This is a genomic window from Streptomyces sp. NPDC031474 (genome assembly GCF_055581185.1).
Window position 1 is genome coordinate 1 of sequence record NZ_JBVIJX010000017.1, and the last position, 16,597, is coordinate 16,597.

At 70.3% G+C, this 16,597-nt stretch carries 16 protein-coding genes; 10 read left to right on the forward strand and 6 right to left on the reverse strand.

Features of this window, described 5'->3' with window-relative positions; translation table 11 throughout:
• Window positions 1-154 precede the first annotated feature (154 nt).
• The 3 genes from ACZ5SK_RS32825 to ACZ5SK_RS32835 form a co-directional block, all read right to left on the reverse strand.
• Window positions 155-397: a DUF397 domain-containing protein gene (locus ACZ5SK_RS32825; protein ID WP_334577632.1), complete on the reverse strand. Its 243-nt coding sequence runs from the start codon at window positions 395-397 to the stop codon at window positions 155-157.
• A complete protein-coding gene (locus tag ACZ5SK_RS32830) occupies window positions 394-1,260 on the reverse strand; it encodes a helix-turn-helix domain-containing protein (protein ID WP_334577631.1) in 867 nt (288 codons plus the stop codon). Before ACZ5SK_RS32830 ends, ACZ5SK_RS32825 begins: the two co-directional genes overlap by 4 nt.
• Window positions 1,261-1,373: 113 nt before the next feature.
• The gene (locus ACZ5SK_RS32835; RefSeq protein WP_334577630.1) at window positions 1,374-1,607 is read right to left on the reverse strand and encodes a hypothetical protein; all 234 of its coding nucleotides are present in this window, start codon (window positions 1,605-1,607) and stop codon (window positions 1,374-1,376) included.
• 335 nt (window positions 1,608-1,942) lie between these two features.
• Here ACZ5SK_RS32835 and ACZ5SK_RS32840 point away from each other — a divergent pair, with 335 nt between their 5' ends.
• The 10 genes from ACZ5SK_RS32840 to ACZ5SK_RS32885 all read left to right on the forward strand — a co-directional run bounded on the left by ACZ5SK_RS32840 (window position 1,943) and on the right by ACZ5SK_RS32885 (window position 13,021).
• A complete protein-coding gene (locus tag ACZ5SK_RS32840; RefSeq protein WP_334577629.1) occupies window positions 1,943-3,205 on the forward strand; it encodes an amidohydrolase in 1,263 nt (420 codons plus the stop codon).
• 320 nt (window positions 3,206-3,525) lie between these two features.
• Complete coding sequence (locus ACZ5SK_RS32845) at window positions 3,526-4,557, forward strand: BMP family lipoprotein (protein WP_443041232.1); 1,032 nt, start codon at window positions 3,526-3,528, stop codon at window positions 4,555-4,557.
• Window positions 4,558-4,799: 242 nt separating this feature from the next.
• A complete protein-coding gene (locus tag ACZ5SK_RS32850) occupies window positions 4,800-5,852 on the forward strand; it encodes a BMP family lipoprotein (protein WP_334577627.1) in 1,053 nt (350 codons plus the stop codon).
• 300 nt (window positions 5,853-6,152) lie between these two features.
• Window positions 6,153-7,781 carry an ABC transporter ATP-binding protein gene (locus tag ACZ5SK_RS32855; protein WP_334581191.1) on the forward strand — a complete coding sequence of 543 codons (1,629 nt, stop codon included), beginning with the start codon at window positions 6,153-6,155 and terminating at the stop codon, window positions 7,779-7,781.
• Window positions 7,778-8,896 (forward strand): ABC transporter permease, encoded by a 1,119-nt coding sequence (locus ACZ5SK_RS32860; protein WP_334577626.1) that lies wholly within the window; start codon window positions 7,778-7,780, stop codon window positions 8,894-8,896. Before ACZ5SK_RS32855 ends, ACZ5SK_RS32860 begins: the two co-directional genes overlap by 4 nt.
• Complete coding sequence (locus ACZ5SK_RS32865; RefSeq protein ID WP_334577625.1) at window positions 8,896-10,158, forward strand: ABC transporter permease; 1,263 nt, start codon at window positions 8,896-8,898, stop codon at window positions 10,156-10,158. The genes ACZ5SK_RS32860 and ACZ5SK_RS32865 overlap by 1 nt, the downstream gene beginning before the upstream one ends.
• A complete protein-coding gene (locus ACZ5SK_RS32870; protein WP_334577624.1) occupies window positions 10,155-10,568 on the forward strand; it encodes a cytidine deaminase in 414 nt (137 codons plus the stop codon). Before ACZ5SK_RS32865 ends, ACZ5SK_RS32870 begins: the two co-directional genes overlap by 4 nt.
• A 66-nt stretch (window positions 10,569-10,634) precedes the next feature.
• The gene (locus ACZ5SK_RS32875) at window positions 10,635-11,918 is read left to right on the forward strand and encodes a thymidine phosphorylase (RefSeq protein WP_361701179.1); all 1,284 of its coding nucleotides are present in this window, start codon (window positions 10,635-10,637) and stop codon (window positions 11,916-11,918) included.
• A 98-nt stretch (window positions 11,919-12,016) separates the two neighbouring features.
• Window positions 12,017-12,619, forward strand: a complete 603-nt coding sequence (locus ACZ5SK_RS32880; protein ID WP_334577622.1) for a Uma2 family endonuclease — start codon at window positions 12,017-12,019, stop codon at window positions 12,617-12,619.
• Between the two features lie 15 nt (window positions 12,620-12,634).
• Window positions 12,635-13,021 (forward strand): STAS domain-containing protein, encoded by a 387-nt coding sequence (locus tag ACZ5SK_RS32885; protein ID WP_334577621.1) that lies wholly within the window; start codon window positions 12,635-12,637, stop codon window positions 13,019-13,021.
• Here ACZ5SK_RS32885 and ACZ5SK_RS32890 read toward each other — a convergent pair.
• The 3 genes from ACZ5SK_RS32890 to ACZ5SK_RS32900 form a co-directional block, all read right to left on the reverse strand.
• The gene (locus ACZ5SK_RS32890; RefSeq protein ID WP_334577620.1) at window positions 12,905-13,921 is read right to left on the reverse strand and encodes a sigma-70 family RNA polymerase sigma factor; all 1,017 of its coding nucleotides are present in this window, start codon (window positions 13,919-13,921) and stop codon (window positions 12,905-12,907) included. The genes ACZ5SK_RS32885 and ACZ5SK_RS32890 overlap by 117 nt on opposite strands.
• Window positions 13,922-14,050: 129 nt before the next feature.
• Window positions 14,051-15,175 (reverse strand): DNA polymerase III subunit beta, encoded by a 1,125-nt coding sequence (gene dnaN, locus ACZ5SK_RS32895; protein ID WP_468576783.1) that lies wholly within the window; start codon window positions 15,173-15,175, stop codon window positions 14,051-14,053.
• A 97-nt stretch (window positions 15,176-15,272) separates the two neighbouring features.
• Window positions 15,273-16,568, reverse strand: a complete 1,296-nt coding sequence (locus ACZ5SK_RS32900; RefSeq protein WP_361701184.1) for an MFS transporter — start codon at window positions 16,566-16,568, stop codon at window positions 15,273-15,275.
• Between the last annotated feature and the right edge of the window lie 29 nt (window positions 16,569-16,597).

Sequence of the window (16,597 nt, forward strand, 5' to 3'; positions counted from 1 at the left end):
CACAAGGCCACAGAGCACCCGAGGGAGGAAGAACCCCCTGGCCACGTGGCCAGAGACTCAGCGCGGCTCAGAAGAACTCACGGGATATCACACACTCAGTCAAACCACAGCGGTTCCCAACCCCCATCTGAGAGGACGCCGGCCACCGAGCCGGTCACTGACGGGCGTACGCGAGGAAGTCGCCCCAGGCGGAGGGAGAGAGGTCCAGCCGGGGCCCGGCGGGATTCTTCGAGTCACGGACATGGACAGTCCCGGGACAGGCGGCGACTTCGAGGCACTGGCCGCCTCCGCCGTCGCTGTGGGTCGACTTGCGCCAGGTGTAGGCGGCTTCCAGGCACTGACCGCCCTCGCCACTGCTGTGGGTCGACTTGAACCAGGTCAGCTGCTCTGTCGTCATCGTGAATCCAGCATCTTCTCGATCAGGTCAAGGGACTCGTGCGGGTTGAGCGCTTCCGCTCGGATAATCCCATAGCGAGCGGCGAGGACGCGGACCTCTTCGCGGTCGGTAATCAGCTGTGGATACCCATGGCTCTCCATGTACCCAACCTGCTCCTTGCCCTTCGGCGTCAGCAACGTGAACGCGTTGTCCAGGCAAGGGTGTTCATAGCGCTCAGTGGGCATCACCTGAAGGCGAACGTTCCGCATGCGCCCGATCCGCAGCAACTGCCGGAGCTGGCCCGCGTGCACCTCCGGCCCGCCGATCGGCCGCTCCAGCACCGCCTGCTCGATGACCGAGCTGATGTCCGGCGGGGGCCACTGCTCGAAGATCTGCTGGCGGGACAGGCGGTCCGCGACCCGCTTCTCGATCGTCTCCTCGTTCAGCGGTGGGTACCGCTGGTTGAACACGGCCCTGGCGTAGTCCTCGGTCTGGAACAGTCCCAGGATGCCCATCGTGCTGTAGTCGTGGAGCGAGACGGCCTGCGCCTCCAGCCCCGCGTACCCCCGGTACCACTCCGGATGGCGCGTCCGTGCCCTCTTCAGCGCCTCCTCCACCTCGGGAATCGCCTGCTCGAACACGCCCGCGGCGTCCAGTAGCCCGTCGGCCTTCAGCAGCGTCTCCGGCTGGATGGCCCGTACTCCACGCTCCATCGAGGAGACGGCGTCCGGCCCGTAGCCGAGCAGTTGGCCGAGTTCCTTCTGCGTGAGCCCCTTCCGCTCCCGGAGCAACTTCATGATCTTGCCCAGCGCGGTGAACAGTCCCGTCGTGCCGTCAGCCTCCGCCGGTGTCTCCGGCCTCCGCTCCCGTTCCTCCGTCGTCATGCGAAACCCACCCGTCTTCACACCGCAGCCGTACGGCTACACAGAGTCGTCACGCCAGCGTAGAGATGACCCACCACGCTCTGTCACCCGAACGCGCCAATCTCCACCCGGCGTCACGGCGGCGACTCGCCCTCTTCCTCCTCCCAACGGCCGAAGCCGTCGAAGAAGCTCTGCTCGCTCTCCCTGCGCCCCCGGTCCCGCCACCGGAGGAACGCCCAGAGCACACCCGCGAGCACACACGCCGTGACGGCCATCACCGCGAGCCCGGTCAGCACCAGTGCCGCCATGCCCCTCGCGAGAACCCCCGGGATGTGTTCCTCGCCGCAGCCGCACGTCATGGTCTCCATGGGGGCACCGTGCCCGCCGTACACCCGTTCGTCGCGCTGCGTGGCGGAATCGCCACGTGGCGGTGATGATTCCGGGATCGGTCCGGGATCGGTCCGTGTCGGTCGGGATCGGTCCGCTCCGTGGACAGGCACGGCGTGCCAGCAGTGGTCCGTGGTATCCGTGAAAGGAAGGAAGAAATGTGGGTGCCGACGGCAAAATCGGCGGAGTTTACCCACCCCCCACAGCAGCCATGCGCCGCGCGGCCAACTTTTCTTCGCCTGACGGGTTGAAGTTTTGTTGATCGTAGGTCGGTTGACCGCTCCGGCGTCCTACCCTTCAGAGGGTGAAGCAACTGATGTCCCGAGAGTCCGAGGCCGATCCTTCCGGGGAAGACGTGCTCCCCGCTGCCGAGCCGGGAGTCCTTCCCGGCACCCTGCCGGAGGCGCTGCGCGCGGAGCTCGTGGCCTTCCGCCGCGACCTGCACATGCACCCCGAGCTCGGCAACCAGGAGTTCCGTACGACGGCCGCGATCAAGGCCCGCCTGGAGAAGGCGGGGCTGCGGCCCCGCGTGCTCGCCATCGGGACCGGCCTCATCTGCGACATCGGGGCGGTGGACGGAGAGGGCGACGGCGTTCCCGTCCTCGCGATGCGCGCCGACATCGACGCGCTGCCCATCCCGGACATGAAGACCGAATGCGCCTACCGCTCGACGGTGCCCGACCGCGCGCACGCCTGCGGTCACGACGTGCACACCGCCGTCGTCCTCGGCGCCGGTCTCGTCCTCGCGGAACTGCACCGGCAGGGGCGCCTTCCGCGGCCCGTGCGGCTGATCTTCCAGCCCGCCGAGGAGGTGCTGCCCGGCGGCGCCGCCGACGCCATCGAGTGCGGCGCGCTGGACGGCGTCGGCCGGATCATCGCCGTGCACTGCGACCCCCGCGTGGACGCGGGCCGGGTCGGACTGCGCGAAGGCGCCATCACCTCCGCCTGCGACCGGCTGGAGATCGCGCTGGACGGGCCCGGCGGCCACACCGCCCGCCCCCACCTGACCACCGACCTCGTCACCGCCGCCGCCCGGGTCGTCACCGACGTGCCCGCGCTGGTCGGCCGGCGGGTGGACACGCGCGCCGGGCTCGCCGTCACCTGGGGCCGGATCGAGAGCGGTCACGCGCCGAACGTCATCCCGCAGCACGCCGAGCTCTCCGGCACCGTCCGCTGCCTGGACATCGACGCGTGGCGGCAGGCCCCGGACATCGTCGTCGCGGCGATCGACGAGGTCGCCAACCTGCACCGGGCCAAGTCGGAGATCAACTACGTGCGGGGAGTCCCGCCCGTCGTCAACGACGCCGACGTCACCGGTCTGCTGCGGGACGCCATGGTCGCCCGGCGCGGCGAGGCGGCCGTGGAGGGCACCGAGCAGAGCCTCGGCGGCGAGGACTTCTCCTGGTACCTGGAGCGGGTGCCCGGCGCGATGGCCAGGCTCGGCGTCCGCACGCCCGGCGAGCGCACCGTGCGCGATCTGCACCAGGGCGACTTCGACGCCGACGAGTCGGCGATCACGGTCGGCGTGGAACTCTTCACGGCGGCCGCCCTGCTCGACGCGGAGACCCGCGCCAACTGAGAAGCCCTGACACAAGGGGATGAAGAGGTGCCGTGCCCGAAAGGCGCCTCTTCGTCCCCCTGTGTCACCCGCACGTAACGCCCGGGCCGCGCTTGTAACCCAAGCCCGGCACGAATCGATAACGGCCATGAGAAACCCCGTTCCCCTCCCCTTCTACGCGCGTTACTGTGCGCCGGAATCGCCACCGGAACGGCTCGTCGGGAAAGCCCTTGCGGAACGGCGCCACCAAGGGGAAAGCGGGCCGGTCACGGCGCCGTGGGGACGAAGGGGTGCTTGCAATGCGTCTTATCTCTCGGAGGACGAGATTCTCCCGGGCAGCGGTGACCGTCGCGGTCGTCGCACTCGCCGCCGCCGGCTGCGGCAAGTCCAGCAGCGACTCCAAGTCCTCCGGTGACACGGAGTCCGGCAGCTACTCGGGCAAGGGCATCGGCCTCGCGTACGACATCGGCGGCAAGGGCGACCAGTCCTTCAACGACGCCGCCTACGCCGGTTTCCAGAAGGCCGAGAAGGAGTTCAAGCTCGGCGGCCAGGACATCGAGCCGCAGGACGGCGAGTCCGACGCGGACAAGGTGCAGCGCCTGACCCAGCTCGCCCAGTCCGGCTACAACCCGGTGATAGGCGTCGGCTTCGTCTACGCGCCGGCCGTCAAGGAGGTCGCCGCCAAGTTCCCGAAGATCACCTTCGGGATCATCGACGACGAGCAGGTCCAGGCCAAGAACGTCGCCGACCTGGTCTTCCACGAGGAGCAGGCCTCGTACCTGGCCGGCGTCGCCGCCGCCAAGACCTCCAAGAAGGCGCACATCGGCTTCATCGGCGGCGTGGACATCCCGCTGATCCACAAGTTCGAGGCCGGGTACGTCCAGGGCGCCAAGTCGATCAACCCGAACATCAAGATCGAGTCGCAGTACCTGACGGAGACGCCCCAGGAGGGCGGCTTCTCCAGCCCCGACAAGGGCAAGGACGCGGCCAGCGGTCAGATCGAGGCCGGTGCCGACGTCATCTACCACGCGGCCGGTCTCTCCGGCCAGGGCGTGATCACCGAGGCCGCCGCCAAGAAGGTGTGGGCCATCGGCGTCGACTCCGACCAGTACAGCCAGAGCGCGCTGAAGGCGTACAAGGACTACATCCTCGGCTCGGCCCTGAAGAACGTCGGCGGCGCCGTCTACGACCTCGTGAAGTCCGTGTACGAGGGCAAGCCCCTGTCCGGCGTGGTCCGCGGCAGCCTCTCCAACGACGGCGTCGGCTTCGCCGACACCAACCCGAAGTACAAGGCGATGACCGATGTCGTCGCGGCCGTCGACAAGGCCAAGAAGGCCATCATCGCCGGCACGGTCACTGTCAACACCAAGTAACCGCCGAGTAACGCCCCTCCCGGGCCCGCGGCACCCCCGGCTGCGCCTATAACGGCGTCCCCGCAGCCCATGCGCCCCTTGCATCCCGCAAGGGGCGTTCTGCTGTCCGTAACCTGGGATCCATCTGTGGCCACAGCTCGGTAACGGACCGGACAGAAGGGTTTTTCCGTCAGGTCTACGCGCGTTACGCTGCGGCGGAACCAGCGCCTGGTTTGGGCGCGTGCACAAAGGAGTCAAGTTCCATGCGCCGGGTGTCCCGAATCGCGGCTGCGGGTGTAGCCACCGCAGCTCTCGCCGTGACCGTTTCCGCTTGTGGAAGCTCGTCCACGTCGTCCTCCTCCTCCAACAGCAGCGACAAGAACCTGGGCCTCGCGCTCGCCTACGACGTCGGCGGCAAGGGCGACCAGTCCTTCAACGACGCCGCGACCGCCGGCCTGACCAAGGCCGACAAGGAGTTCGGCTACAAGTCGACCGCCGTCGAGCCGCAGGACGGCGAGTCGGACGCGGACAAGGTGCAGCGCCTGGAGAGCCTGGCGAAGCAGGGCTACAACCCGGTGATCGGCGTCGGCTTCGCCTACGCGCCGGCCGTCAAGGAGGTCGCGGCCAAGTACTCGAAGACCACCTTCGGCATCGTGGACGACGAGCAGATCAAGGCCGCCAACGTCGCCGACCTCGTCTTCCACGAGGAGGAGGCCTCCTACCTCGCCGGTGTCGCCGCCGCCAAGGCCACCAAGACCAACACCGTCGGCTTCGTCGGCGGCGTGGACGTGCCGCTGATCCACAAGTTCGAGGCCGGCTTCAAGCAGGGCGTCACGGACACCAAGAAGGGCGTCACGGTCAAGTCGCAGTACCTGACCGAGACCGCAGCCGAGGGCGGCTTCTCCAGCCCCGACAAGGGCGAGAGCGCCGCCGAGGGCCAGATCGACGCCGGTGCGGACGTCGTCTACGCCGCCGCCGGCCTGTCCGGCCAGGGCGTCATCAAGGCCGCCAACGCCCACAAGATCTGGGCCATCGGCGTCGACTCCGACCAGTACAAGCAGGACGCGCTGAAGGCGTACAAGGCGTCGATCCTGACCTCGGCCATGAAGAACGTCGAGGGCGCGGTCTACACGCTGGCCAAGTCCGTCCACGACGGCAAGCCGGAGACGGGTGTCGTCCGCGGCTCCCTCGCCAACGGCGGCGTGAGCGTGTCGAACTCCAACCCGGCCTTCTCGGGCAACGCCGACATCCAGGCCGCGATCAAGAAGGCCGAAGAGGGCATCAAGAGCGGCACCATCAAGGTGAAGACCTCCTGACCCCACGGTGCCGAACCGGTCAGAAGCCTTGGCCAAGGAAGCGCTGTAATGGCAGCGTTACGGCCACGGAACCGGGCGCGGGAAGGATGTCCTCCCCGCGCCCCGTTCGCGCGGCAGAATGCTCGGAACGGATCGGGACTTGATCGGGATCGCTCGCAGAACAGCGATCAAGATCATCAAGGTCGATTCGATCCGGGCACTATTTAAAGCAGGGGCGCTACGCGCGTAGAGCGGCCCCTTTCCCAAGGAGAGTGCGCCATCGACGCGTCCAGCAGCCCTCCGCTCACCGCACAGTCGACGATCGCGGTAGAGCTGGCGGGGATCACCAAGCGCTTCCCCGGTGTCGTCGCCAACCACGACATCCACCTCGCTGTCCGCAAGGGCACCGTGCACGCCCTGGTCGGCGAGAACGGCGCCGGCAAGTCGACCCTGATGAAGATCCTCTACGGCATGCAGAAGCCGGACGAGGGCACCATCGCGATCGACGGCGAACAGGTGAGCTTCTCCAGCCCCGCCGACGCCATCGCCCGCGGCATCGGCATGGTCCACCAGCACTTCATGCTGGCCGACAACCTGACCGTCCTGGAGAACGTGGTGCTGGGCAGCGAGAAGCTGTACGGCATCGGCGGCAACGCCCGTAGGAAGATCAAGGAGATCTCCGACCGGTACGGCCTGAACGTCCGCCCGGACGCCCTGGTCGAGGACCTCGGTGTCGCCGAACGGCAGCGCGTGGAGATCCTCAAGGTTCTCTTCCGCGGCGCCCGCACCCTCATCCTCGACGAGCCGACCGCCGTCCTCGTCCCGCAGGAGGTCGACGCGCTCTTCGACAACCTGCGCGAGCTGAAGTCCGAGGGCCTGTCCGTCATCTTCATCTCCCACAAGCTGGGCGAGGTCCTGTCCGTCGCCGACGACATCACCGTCATCCGGCGCGGCACGACCGTCGGCACCGCGGTGCCCTCCGAGACGACCCCGCGTCAGCTCGCCGAGATGATGGTCGGCAGCGAGCTGCCCACCCCCGAGACCGCCGAGTCCACGGTCACCGACAAGCCCGTCATCCAGGTCGCGGACCTCACCGTCTACGCGAGCGGCGGCGCCTCCCTGGGCGTCGACGCCGAGCCCACCGGCGGCATCACGCTCGCCCCGGAGGGCGGCGAGGTCAAGAAGGTCCTCGACGGCGTCGGCTTCACCATCCACGCCGGTGAGGTCATGGGCATCGCCGGCGTCGAGGGCAACGGCCAGACCGAGCTCATCGACGCGCTGATCGGCACCAAGCACGCCGACTCCGGCACCATCGCCTTCCTCGGCGAGGACATCACCCCCTGGCCCACCCGCAGGCGGCGCGAGTCCGGCGTCGGCTACATCCCCGAGGACCGGCACCGCCAGGGACTGCTCCTGGAGGCCCCCCTCTGGGAGAACCGCATCCTCGGCCATGTCACCGAGGCCCCCAACGCCAAGGGCTTCTGGCTCAACCCCAAGGGCGCGCAGGCCGACACCCGCCGGATCGTCGAGGAGTTCGACGTCCGCACCCCCGGCATCGACGTCACCGCAGCCTCCCTCTCCGGCGGCAACCAGCAGAAGCTGATCGTCGGCCGCGAGATGAGCCACAACCCGAAGTTCCTGATCGCCGCCCACCCCACCCGCGGTGTGGACGTCGGCGCGCAGGCCCAGATCTGGGACCGCATCCGCGAGGCCCGCCGCGAGGGCCTGGCCGTGCTGCTGATCTCCGCCGACCTCGACGAGCTCATCGGCCTGTCGGACACCCTGCGTGTGATCTACAACGGCAGGCTGGTCGCGGACGCCGACCCCGCCACCGTCACCCCGGAGGAGCTGGGCTCCGCCATGACCGGCGCCGCGACCGGTCACCTGGAACACGTAGAGACGCCTGCCGACAACGACGCAGCCGCCGGTCCGGAGGACGAGGCCCGATGAAGAAGTTCGACAAGGAGCGCGTGCTCCTCGCGGTGGCCGGCCCGGTCATCGCGCTCGTCGCGGCGATCCTGCTGACCTCGGTCGTGCTGATCGCCTCCGGCAAGAGCCCGATCGAGCCGTACACGCTCATGCTGGAGCAGGCCGGCTACTCCGACGTCCAGGTCCTGATCCTCAACCAGGCCTCGATGTACTACATCGCCGCCCTCGCGGTCGCCATCGGCTTCCGCATGAACCTGTTCAACATCGGCGTCGACGGCCAGTACCGTCTCGCCGCCATGATGACCGCCGTCGTCGGCGCGCACATCGCCCTGCCGTCCGCCCTGCAGATCCCGCTGCTGCTCCTGGTCGGCGTCCTCACCGGCGCCTTCTGGGCCGGCATCGCGGGCGTCCTGAAGGTCACCCGGGGCGTCAGCGAGGTCGTCGCGACGATCATGCTGAACGCGATCGCCACCAGCGTCATCGGCTACCTCACCCTCGGCAACATCTGGGGCGTGCAGGTCGGCAACAACAACACGACCGGCATCATGAAGGACTCCGGCTGGGTCCCCGGCATCGACCTGGGCACCGACGTCGGCGAGATCTACGGCCTGGTCTTCCTCGCCGTCGCCCTCGGCGTCGTCTACTGGGTCGTCCTCAACCGCACCCGCTTCGGCTTCGACCTGCGCGCCACCGGCGAGTCCGAGACGGCCGCCGCGGCCTCCGGCGTCGACGCGAAGAAGATGGTCCTCACCGCCATGCTGATCTCCGGCGGCATCGCGGGCCTCTCCGGCCTGCCGCTGCTGCTCGGCGACGCCCACACCTACAGCCTGAGCTTCCCCACCGGTCTCGGCTTCACCGGCATCACCATCGCCCTGCTCGGCCGCAACAACCCGGTCGGCATCGCCTTCGCCGCGCTCCTGATCGCCTTCCTCGACAAGGCCTCTCCCGCCCTCGACTACGCGACCCCGGTGGCGTACGAGAAGGAGATCGCCACGATCATGCAGGGCCTGATCGTCTTCGCGGTCGTCATCTCGTACGAGGCCGTACGCCAGTGGGGTCTGCGCCGCCAGCAGAAGCGCGTGGGCGCCGAGCTCGCCGCAGCCGCCCAGAACACCAACAAGGAGGTGACGGTCTGATGAGCACCACGACCATCGCCAAGCCGAAGGCGAAGCAGCCCGGCAAGGGCGGCCGCCGTTTCTCGCTCCCGGTCCTCCTGCTGATCATCGCGGGCGTCCTGGTGCTGACCTCGGCCGTCCGGCTCATCACCGGCGCGGACGGCATCACCTCCACCGGCCAGATGTCCACGGCACTGCGCCTCGCCGTCCCGATCGGCCTCGCCGGCCTCGGCGGTCTGTGGGCCGAGCGCGCGGGCGTCGTCAACATCGGCCTCGAAGGCATGATGATCCTCGGCACCTGGTTCGGCGCCTGGGCCGGCTACCAGTGGGGCCCCTGGACGGGCGTCGTCTTCGGCATCATCGGCGGCGCGCTCGGCGCCGTCCTGCACGCCATCGCGACCGTCACCTTCAACGTGAACCACATCGTCTCCGGTGTGGCCATCAACATCCTCGCCCTGGGCACCACCCGCTATCTGTCGAAGTTCACCTTCGAGGGCGTCCAGGGCGGCTCCTCCAAGCAGTCCCCGCCGATCGACTCGCTCGGCACCTTCGACATCCCCGGGCTCTCCGGCTGGCTGGACACGCTCAACGAGAAGCACTGGTTCCTGATCTCCGACATCGCCGGCCTGGTCGGCGGTCTGATCACCGACCTGTCGCCGCTGACCGTCATCGCGGTCGCCCTCGTCCCGGGCACCTGGTGGGTGCTGTGGCGCACCGCGTTCGGTCTGCGGCTGCGCTCCTGCGGCGAGAACCCGATCGCCGCCGAGTCCCTCGGCGTCAACGTGTACAAGTACAAGTACATCGCCGTGATCATCAGTGGTGGCTTCGCCGGCCTCGGCGGCGCGTTCCTGTCCATCGTGGCGTCCAACGTGTACCTGGACGGCCAGACCGCCGGCCGCGGCTACATCGGCCTCGCCGCGATGATCTTCGGCAACTGGATGCCGGGCGGACTGGCGCTGGGCGCGGGCCTGTTCGGCTACACCGACAGCCTCAACCTGCGCGGCGGCACGACCAACGTCCACGCGCTGATCCTGCTGCTCGCGATCCTGCTGGTGTTCGGCGCGGCCTACCTGGCGTGGCGGAAGAAGTACGTCCCCGCCGTCGTCACCGCGCTCGTCTCGGCCCTGATGTTCATCTGGTACGTCGGCACGGACGAGGTCCCGCGCCAGGTCGTGACGGCCGCGCCGTACGTCGTCACCCTGCTGGTGCTGTCGCTGTCCGCGCAGTCCCTGCGGATGCCGAAGGCGGACGGCATGCCCTACCGGAAGGGACAGGGCAAGTGACCCCGGCCGCGGAGTCGGCCGCCACGGTCGACTGGGACGCCCTGCGCGAGCTGGCCCGCGAGGCCATGTCCCACGCGTACGCCCCCTACTCGGGCTACCCGGTCGGCGTCGCGGCCCTGGTGGACGACGGCCGCACGATCTCCGGCTGCAACGTCGAGAACGCCTCCTACGGGCTCGGCCTGTGCGCCGAGTGCGGGCTGGTCTCGGAGCTGCACCGGACCGGCGGCGGCCGGCTCACCCACTTCACCTGCGTGGACGGCCGGGGCGAGATCCTCGTCCCGTGCGGCCGCTGCCGCCAGCTGCTGTACGAGTTCGGCGGCCCCGAGCTGCTGCTGGAGACCCCGGCGGGGATCGTCCCCCTGTCGGAGATGCTCCCGCAGGCCTTCGGCCCGGACCATCTGAACAAGTGACTCCCGCGCGGCCCCTCTGACTGGCGCAGAGGGGCCGCGCACTTTGTGAACGTCGGAAGGAAAGCCATGGCCATGGACGCCGTCTCCGTCATCCGCACCAAGCGGGACCGCGGTGAGCTCAGCGACGAGCAGATCGACTGGGTCATCGACGCGTACACCCGAGGCGAGGTCGCCGACTACCAGATGGCCGCCCTCAACATGGCCGTGCTGCTCAACGGCATGAACCGCCGCGAGATCGCCCGCTGGACGGCCGCGATGATCGCCTCGGGCGAGCGCATGGACTTCTCGTCCCTGTCCCGCCCCACGGCCGACAAGCACTCCACGGGCGGCGTCGGCGACAAGATCACCCTGCCGCTGGCCCCGCTGGTGGCGGCCTGCGGCGCGGCCGTCCCGCAGCTGTCGGGCCGCGGCCTCGGCCACACCGGCGGCACCCTGGACAAGCTGGAGTCGATCCCGGGCTGGCGCGCACTGTTGTCCAACGAGGAGATGCTGTCGGTGCTGGACGGCACCGGCGCGGTGATCTGCGCGGCGGGCGACGGCCTGGCCCCCGCCGACAAGAAGCTGTACGCGCTCCGGGACGTGACCGGCACGGTCGAGGCGATCCCCCTGATCGCGTCCTCGATCATGTCGAAGAAGATCGCGGAGGGCACCGGCTCCCTCGTCCTGGACGTGAAGGTGGGCACGGGCGCCTTCATGAAGACGATCGAGGACGCGCGCGAGCTGGCGTCCACGATGGTGGGCCTCGGCACCGACCACGGCGTGAAGACCGTCGCGCTGCTGACGGACATGTCGACCCCCCTGGGCCTGACGGCGGGCAACGCCCTGGAGGTCCGTGAGTCGGTGGAGGTCCTGGCGGGCGGAGGCCCCTCCGACGTGGTGGAACTGACCCTGGCCCTGGCCCGCGAGATGCTGGACGCGGCGGGCGTGAAGGACGCCGACCCGGCGAAGGCCCTGGCCGACGGCTCCGCCATGGACGTCTGGCGCCGCATGATCACGGCCCAGGGCGGCGACCCGGACGCGGCGCTGCCGACGGCGAAGGAACAGCACGTGGTGAAGGCGGGCGCCGCCGGCGTCCTGACCCGCCTCGACGCCTACGACATCGGCATCGCCGCATGGCGCCTGGGCGCGGGCCGCGCCCGCAAGGAGGACCCGGTGCAGGCGGGCGCGGGCGTCGAACTGCACGCCAAGCCCGGCGACACGGTGACCGCGGGCCAGCCCCTGCTGACCCTGCACACCGACACCCCGGAGCGCTTCGACTACGCCCTGCAGGCGGTGGAGGGCTCGTACGACATCGGCGCGCCGGGCACGACGTTCACGGCGTCGCCGGTGGTGCTGGAACGTATTGCCTGACCTGGGAAAACTGGGGAACGCCCAGAGGGTTGCCCTCATCAGGGTGAACGGGACCGGTGGAGTGCCGCCGGTCCCGTCGGCCTTGTTGGATGGCGATCATGAACACGCACTTCGGCGACTACGACCTGACCGGCGACGAGTGGGACGAAGCGGTCTGGGTCTGGCGGCACACGGTCGTCCCCAAGGGCTGCCGGGCGGAGACCATCGACGGTCTGGTCTCCGTGACGCCCGTGTCGGCCGGCGTCGGCCACGTCGTCGCGGAACGCGTGACCCGGTCCCTGTACGAGGTCATCCCGCCGGACTGGGGCGTCTACCAGTGGCTGGGCACAGCCGTCCCCTCCCGCCTCGGCCTCTATGTGCCGGACCTGGTCGTCCTGCCCCGCGAGCCGGGCGGCGCGGGCGCCGACGACCACGTACCCGCCTCGGCGGCCCGCCTGGTCGTGGAGATCACCTCGAAGGCCACGGCCCATCACGATCGCTTCACCAAGCCCGCCGGCTACGCGACCGCCGGCGTCCCCCTCTACCTCCTGATCGACGCCATCGCCCCGGACGGCCCGGCGGTCACCCTGCACACAGACCCCGAGGACGGCGCCTACCGCCGGCTGACGACCGCCGCGTTCGGCGAGCCGGTCCAACTGCCCGAGCCGTTCGGACTCGCCTTGGACACGACGGACTTCCCGGCCCCGACGAGTGACCGGTAGGACGTCCGGGACCCGATGAGTTGTGTGCGTCCGCACGGTCTACCGATCGTGGAAGCGACGACACCCCCCGTACTCACCCTGACCGGCCCCGTCACCCGGGAGCAGGTGGCAGGGCTGGCCGACGATGTGCGGGGGCTGCTGGAGGCCGGCCGTGCCGGGATCGTCGTCTGCGACGTCGCCGGGATCGGGCCGCCGGGGCTGGCCGCCGTCGAACTGCTGGCGCGGCTCCAGCTGGCCGCCCGTCGGGCCGGGGGGCGGATACGGCTGCGCGCCCCCGACCCCGCCCTACGCGCCCTGCTCGACCTTGTCGGCGTGCCCGTCGAGGTGGAGGGGGAGGTCGAAGAGGGGGAACCAGCGCTGGGTGTCGAGGTAGAAGTGGAATCCGGTGAGGCGGCCGTCTGAGATCTCCAGGATCTGGATCGACCAGGGCGTGTAGCCGCCGTTCTCCGGGTCCGGCTTGTACTGGGCGAAGCCCGGCAGACCGTTGACCTGGACCGGCAGCAGGCGCGAGCCCTCACAGGCGGAGCCGAGCGTGGTCATGAAGCCGGTGATGTCGTCATGCCCGGTCAGCCACAGGTCGAACGGCGGCATCGTCATGATGGCGTCCTCGTGGAGGAGGGCCGTCAGCGCCGTCATGTCGTAGCCCTCGAAGGCCGCCACATAGCGTTCGAGGAGTTTCTTCTGCTCCTCGTCCAGCGGGTCGGACACCGCCGCGTCCGCCCCGGACGCCTCCCGCTCGGAGAGCGTCGCCCGCGCCCGCTGCAGCGCGCTGTTGACCGAGGCGACCGTCGTGCCGAGCAGCTCGGCGACCTCGCTCGCCTTCCACGCCAGCACCTCCCGCAGGATCAGCACCGCCCGCTGCTTCGGCGGGAGCTGCTGCAGCGCGGCCATGAAGGCCAGGCGCACCGACTCCTTCGCGACGGCCGCCTCCGCCGGGTCCTCCACCGTCGGCAGCACACGGGCGTCCGGCATCGGCTCCAGCCAGGTGTGGTCGGGGCGGGGGGAGAGCGCCGCCTGGGCGAGGGGGGTGGACTCGGACAGGTCCATGGGCCTGGCCCGCTTGTTGCCGGCCGTCAGCATGTCCAGACACACGTTCGTCGCGATCCGGTACAGCCACGAGCGCAGGCTGGAGCGCCCCTCGAACTTGTCGTAACTCCGCCAGGCGCGCACCAGGGTGTCCTGCACCGCGTCCTCCGCCTCGAAGGAGGAGCCCAGCATGCGGTAGCAGTAGCCGGTCAGCTCTGTCCGGTGTTTCTCCAGTGCGACGTCGAGGTCCGTCGTCGTCGCCGTGCTGTTGCCCATCGTCCACCCACCCCTGTGGCCGTCCTGCCACGCGCCTTTGCGCCCAGCACTTCGGAAGCTACCGCAGCCCACTGACAATGGCCCGCCGAGTCAGTGAACGCGCAGGTCACACGCCTGCGCAGGCACTTCTCAGACCAGCTGTTTCACGGACATCAGCAGATGCCGGTGCGCCTCGGGGGCGTCCGCCGCGCCCAGCAGCGCCCGCTGCCCCGTCCCCAGCAGCTCCACCCGCAGCCTCGGCGCCTCGAAGGAGGCCACCGCGTCCAGCAGGTACGCCGGGTTGAACGCCACGCTCATCTCCTCGGCGCCGGTCAGCCCGGCGGGCAGCCGCTGCGTGGCCACGTCGTCACCGTACCCGGCGCGCAGCAGGACGGACCCGGCCGAGAAGTCCAGCCGCACCGCGCTGTTCGCCTCCGCCACCACCGCGACCCTGCGCACGGCCTCCGTCAGCGCCCCGCACTCCACCTCGGCGACCGCGGCCCCCGCCATGTCGAACAGCTTCCCGTACGACGGCAGCCGCCCGTCCAGCGGCCGTACGACCGACCGCATCCGCCCGCCCTCGAACCCGATCGGCCCGCCCCCCGAGGCCCCCGACGCCCCGCCGAGCCCGATCCTCACGACCCCGCAGCGCGCCAGCGACCGGGCCACGTCCAGCAGCCGCCGCGCCGGCACGAGCGCCTCCGCCGCGTCCCCCGCGGCCGCCTGCGGTTTCCACTCCAGCCGGCGTACCGCGTACCGGTAACGGTCCGACGCCGCCAGCGTCATCTCCCCGCCGTCCAGCCGCAGTTGGACGCCGGTCAGCACCGGCAGCGTGTCGTCGCGGCCGGCCGCCACCGCGACCTGGGCGACGGCGGTGGCGAACGCGGCCGCGTCCACGGTGCCGTACGCCTCGGGCGGGGCGGGCGGGGTGGGGTACTCCTCGCGCGGGAGGGTCGACAGGCCGAAGCTGGTGCCGCCCGCCTCGACCGTGAACCGCGTCCCCTCCAGGGAACAGCTCACCGGCCCGTCCGGCAGCACCTTGCAGATGTCGAGGAGCCTGCGCCCGAGGACGAGGACCTGGCCGTCGACGCCGACCTCCGCGTCCGTCTCGATCCGCGCCGCCGTCTCGAAGTCGAACCCCGACACGCTCAGCCGCCCCGCCGCCGCGTCCAGCAGCAGGCCGCCCAGCACGGGCACCGGCGTACGGGCGGGCAGTGCGCGGGCCGCCCAGCCCACGGCCTCGACGAGGTCACCGCGGTCGATCCGGAACTCCATGTACGAAAACCCCCTGCGTCACCACCGGTCAGTGGTCGCGAAGCTATCCGCGACCACTGACAACGGGCCCTGAGCAGGGGGAAGGCACCGGAAGGGATCAGGCGGCGACCAGCGTCTCCCGGCGGGCCGCCCGCGTCCCGAGCACCGTGATCGTCACGACGCCGAGCACCGCGAGCACGCCCACGCCGACCGTGCCGGCCCAGCCGCCCGAGTGGAAGGCCATCGCGCCGACCGTGGAGCCGGTGCTGGAGCCGATGTAGTACGCGGACTGGTAGAGGGCGGAGGCCTGGGCGCGGCCGGTCGTCGCCGTCTTGCTGACCGCCGAGGACGCCACCGCGTGCCCCGCGAAGAAGCCCGCCGTGATCAGGACCAGGCCCAGGAGCACCAGCGCCAGCGAGTCCGCGAGCGACAGCAGCAGGCCCGCGGCCGTCGTGCCGCCCGCCAGGTACAGCGCCCCGCGCCGTCCCAGCCGGCCGACCAGCCGGCCCGCCGTCGACGCCGACACCGTGCCCACCAGGTACACCAGGAAGATCGAGCCGACGATGCCCTGCGGGAGGGAGAACGGCGCCTCCGTCAGCCGGTAGCCGATGACCGTGTACACGCCGCCGAAGACGGTCATGAACAGCGCGCCGATCGCGTACAGCCGGCGCAGCAGCGGGTTCGCGAGGTGGTCGCGGACGGTGCCGACCAGGACGCGGGGCGCCAGCGAACCCGTCCTGAAGTGCTTCGGCGCCGGGAGCAGCAGCCGGAAGGCGATCGCGCAGGCCACCGCCAGCGCGCCGATCACGCCGACCGCGACCCGCCAGCCCCACTCCTGCGCGACCCAGCCGGTGATGACCCGGCCGCTCATCCCGCCGACGCTGTTGCCCGCCACGAACAGACCGATCGCCGTGACCAGCGCCTTCGGCCGCACCTCCTCCGCGAGATACGCCGTCGCCGACGCCGGGAGCCCGGCCAGCGCGGCGCCCTGCACCGCCCGCAGCACGACCAGCGTGCCCAGAGAGGGGGCGAAGGGGACCAGCAGGCCCACCCCCACCGCGACCGCCAGCGAGGCCGTCATCACCGTACGGCGGCCGTAGCGCTCGGAGAGGGCGCTCATCGGCAGGACGAACAGCGCCAGTCCGCCGGTCGCCGCCGCCACCGTCCAGCTCGCCTGGCTCGCCGCCACCCCGAAGTCACCGGAGATCAGCGGCAGGAGCGCCTGCGTGGAGTACAGCAGGGCGAAGGTCGCCACCCCGGCGAGGAAGAGCGCGAAGCTCATCCGACGGTAACCGGGACCACCGGGGGCCATACGGGAATCTGAAGAGGAGGGGGTGGAAGAGGAGGAGGTAGAGGCGGGAGCGGAGGAGGCGGCGCCCACGATCGTGGACGCCCCGGTACTGGCGGGAGACATGCCTCGAACCTACGTACGGCCCCGCTCAT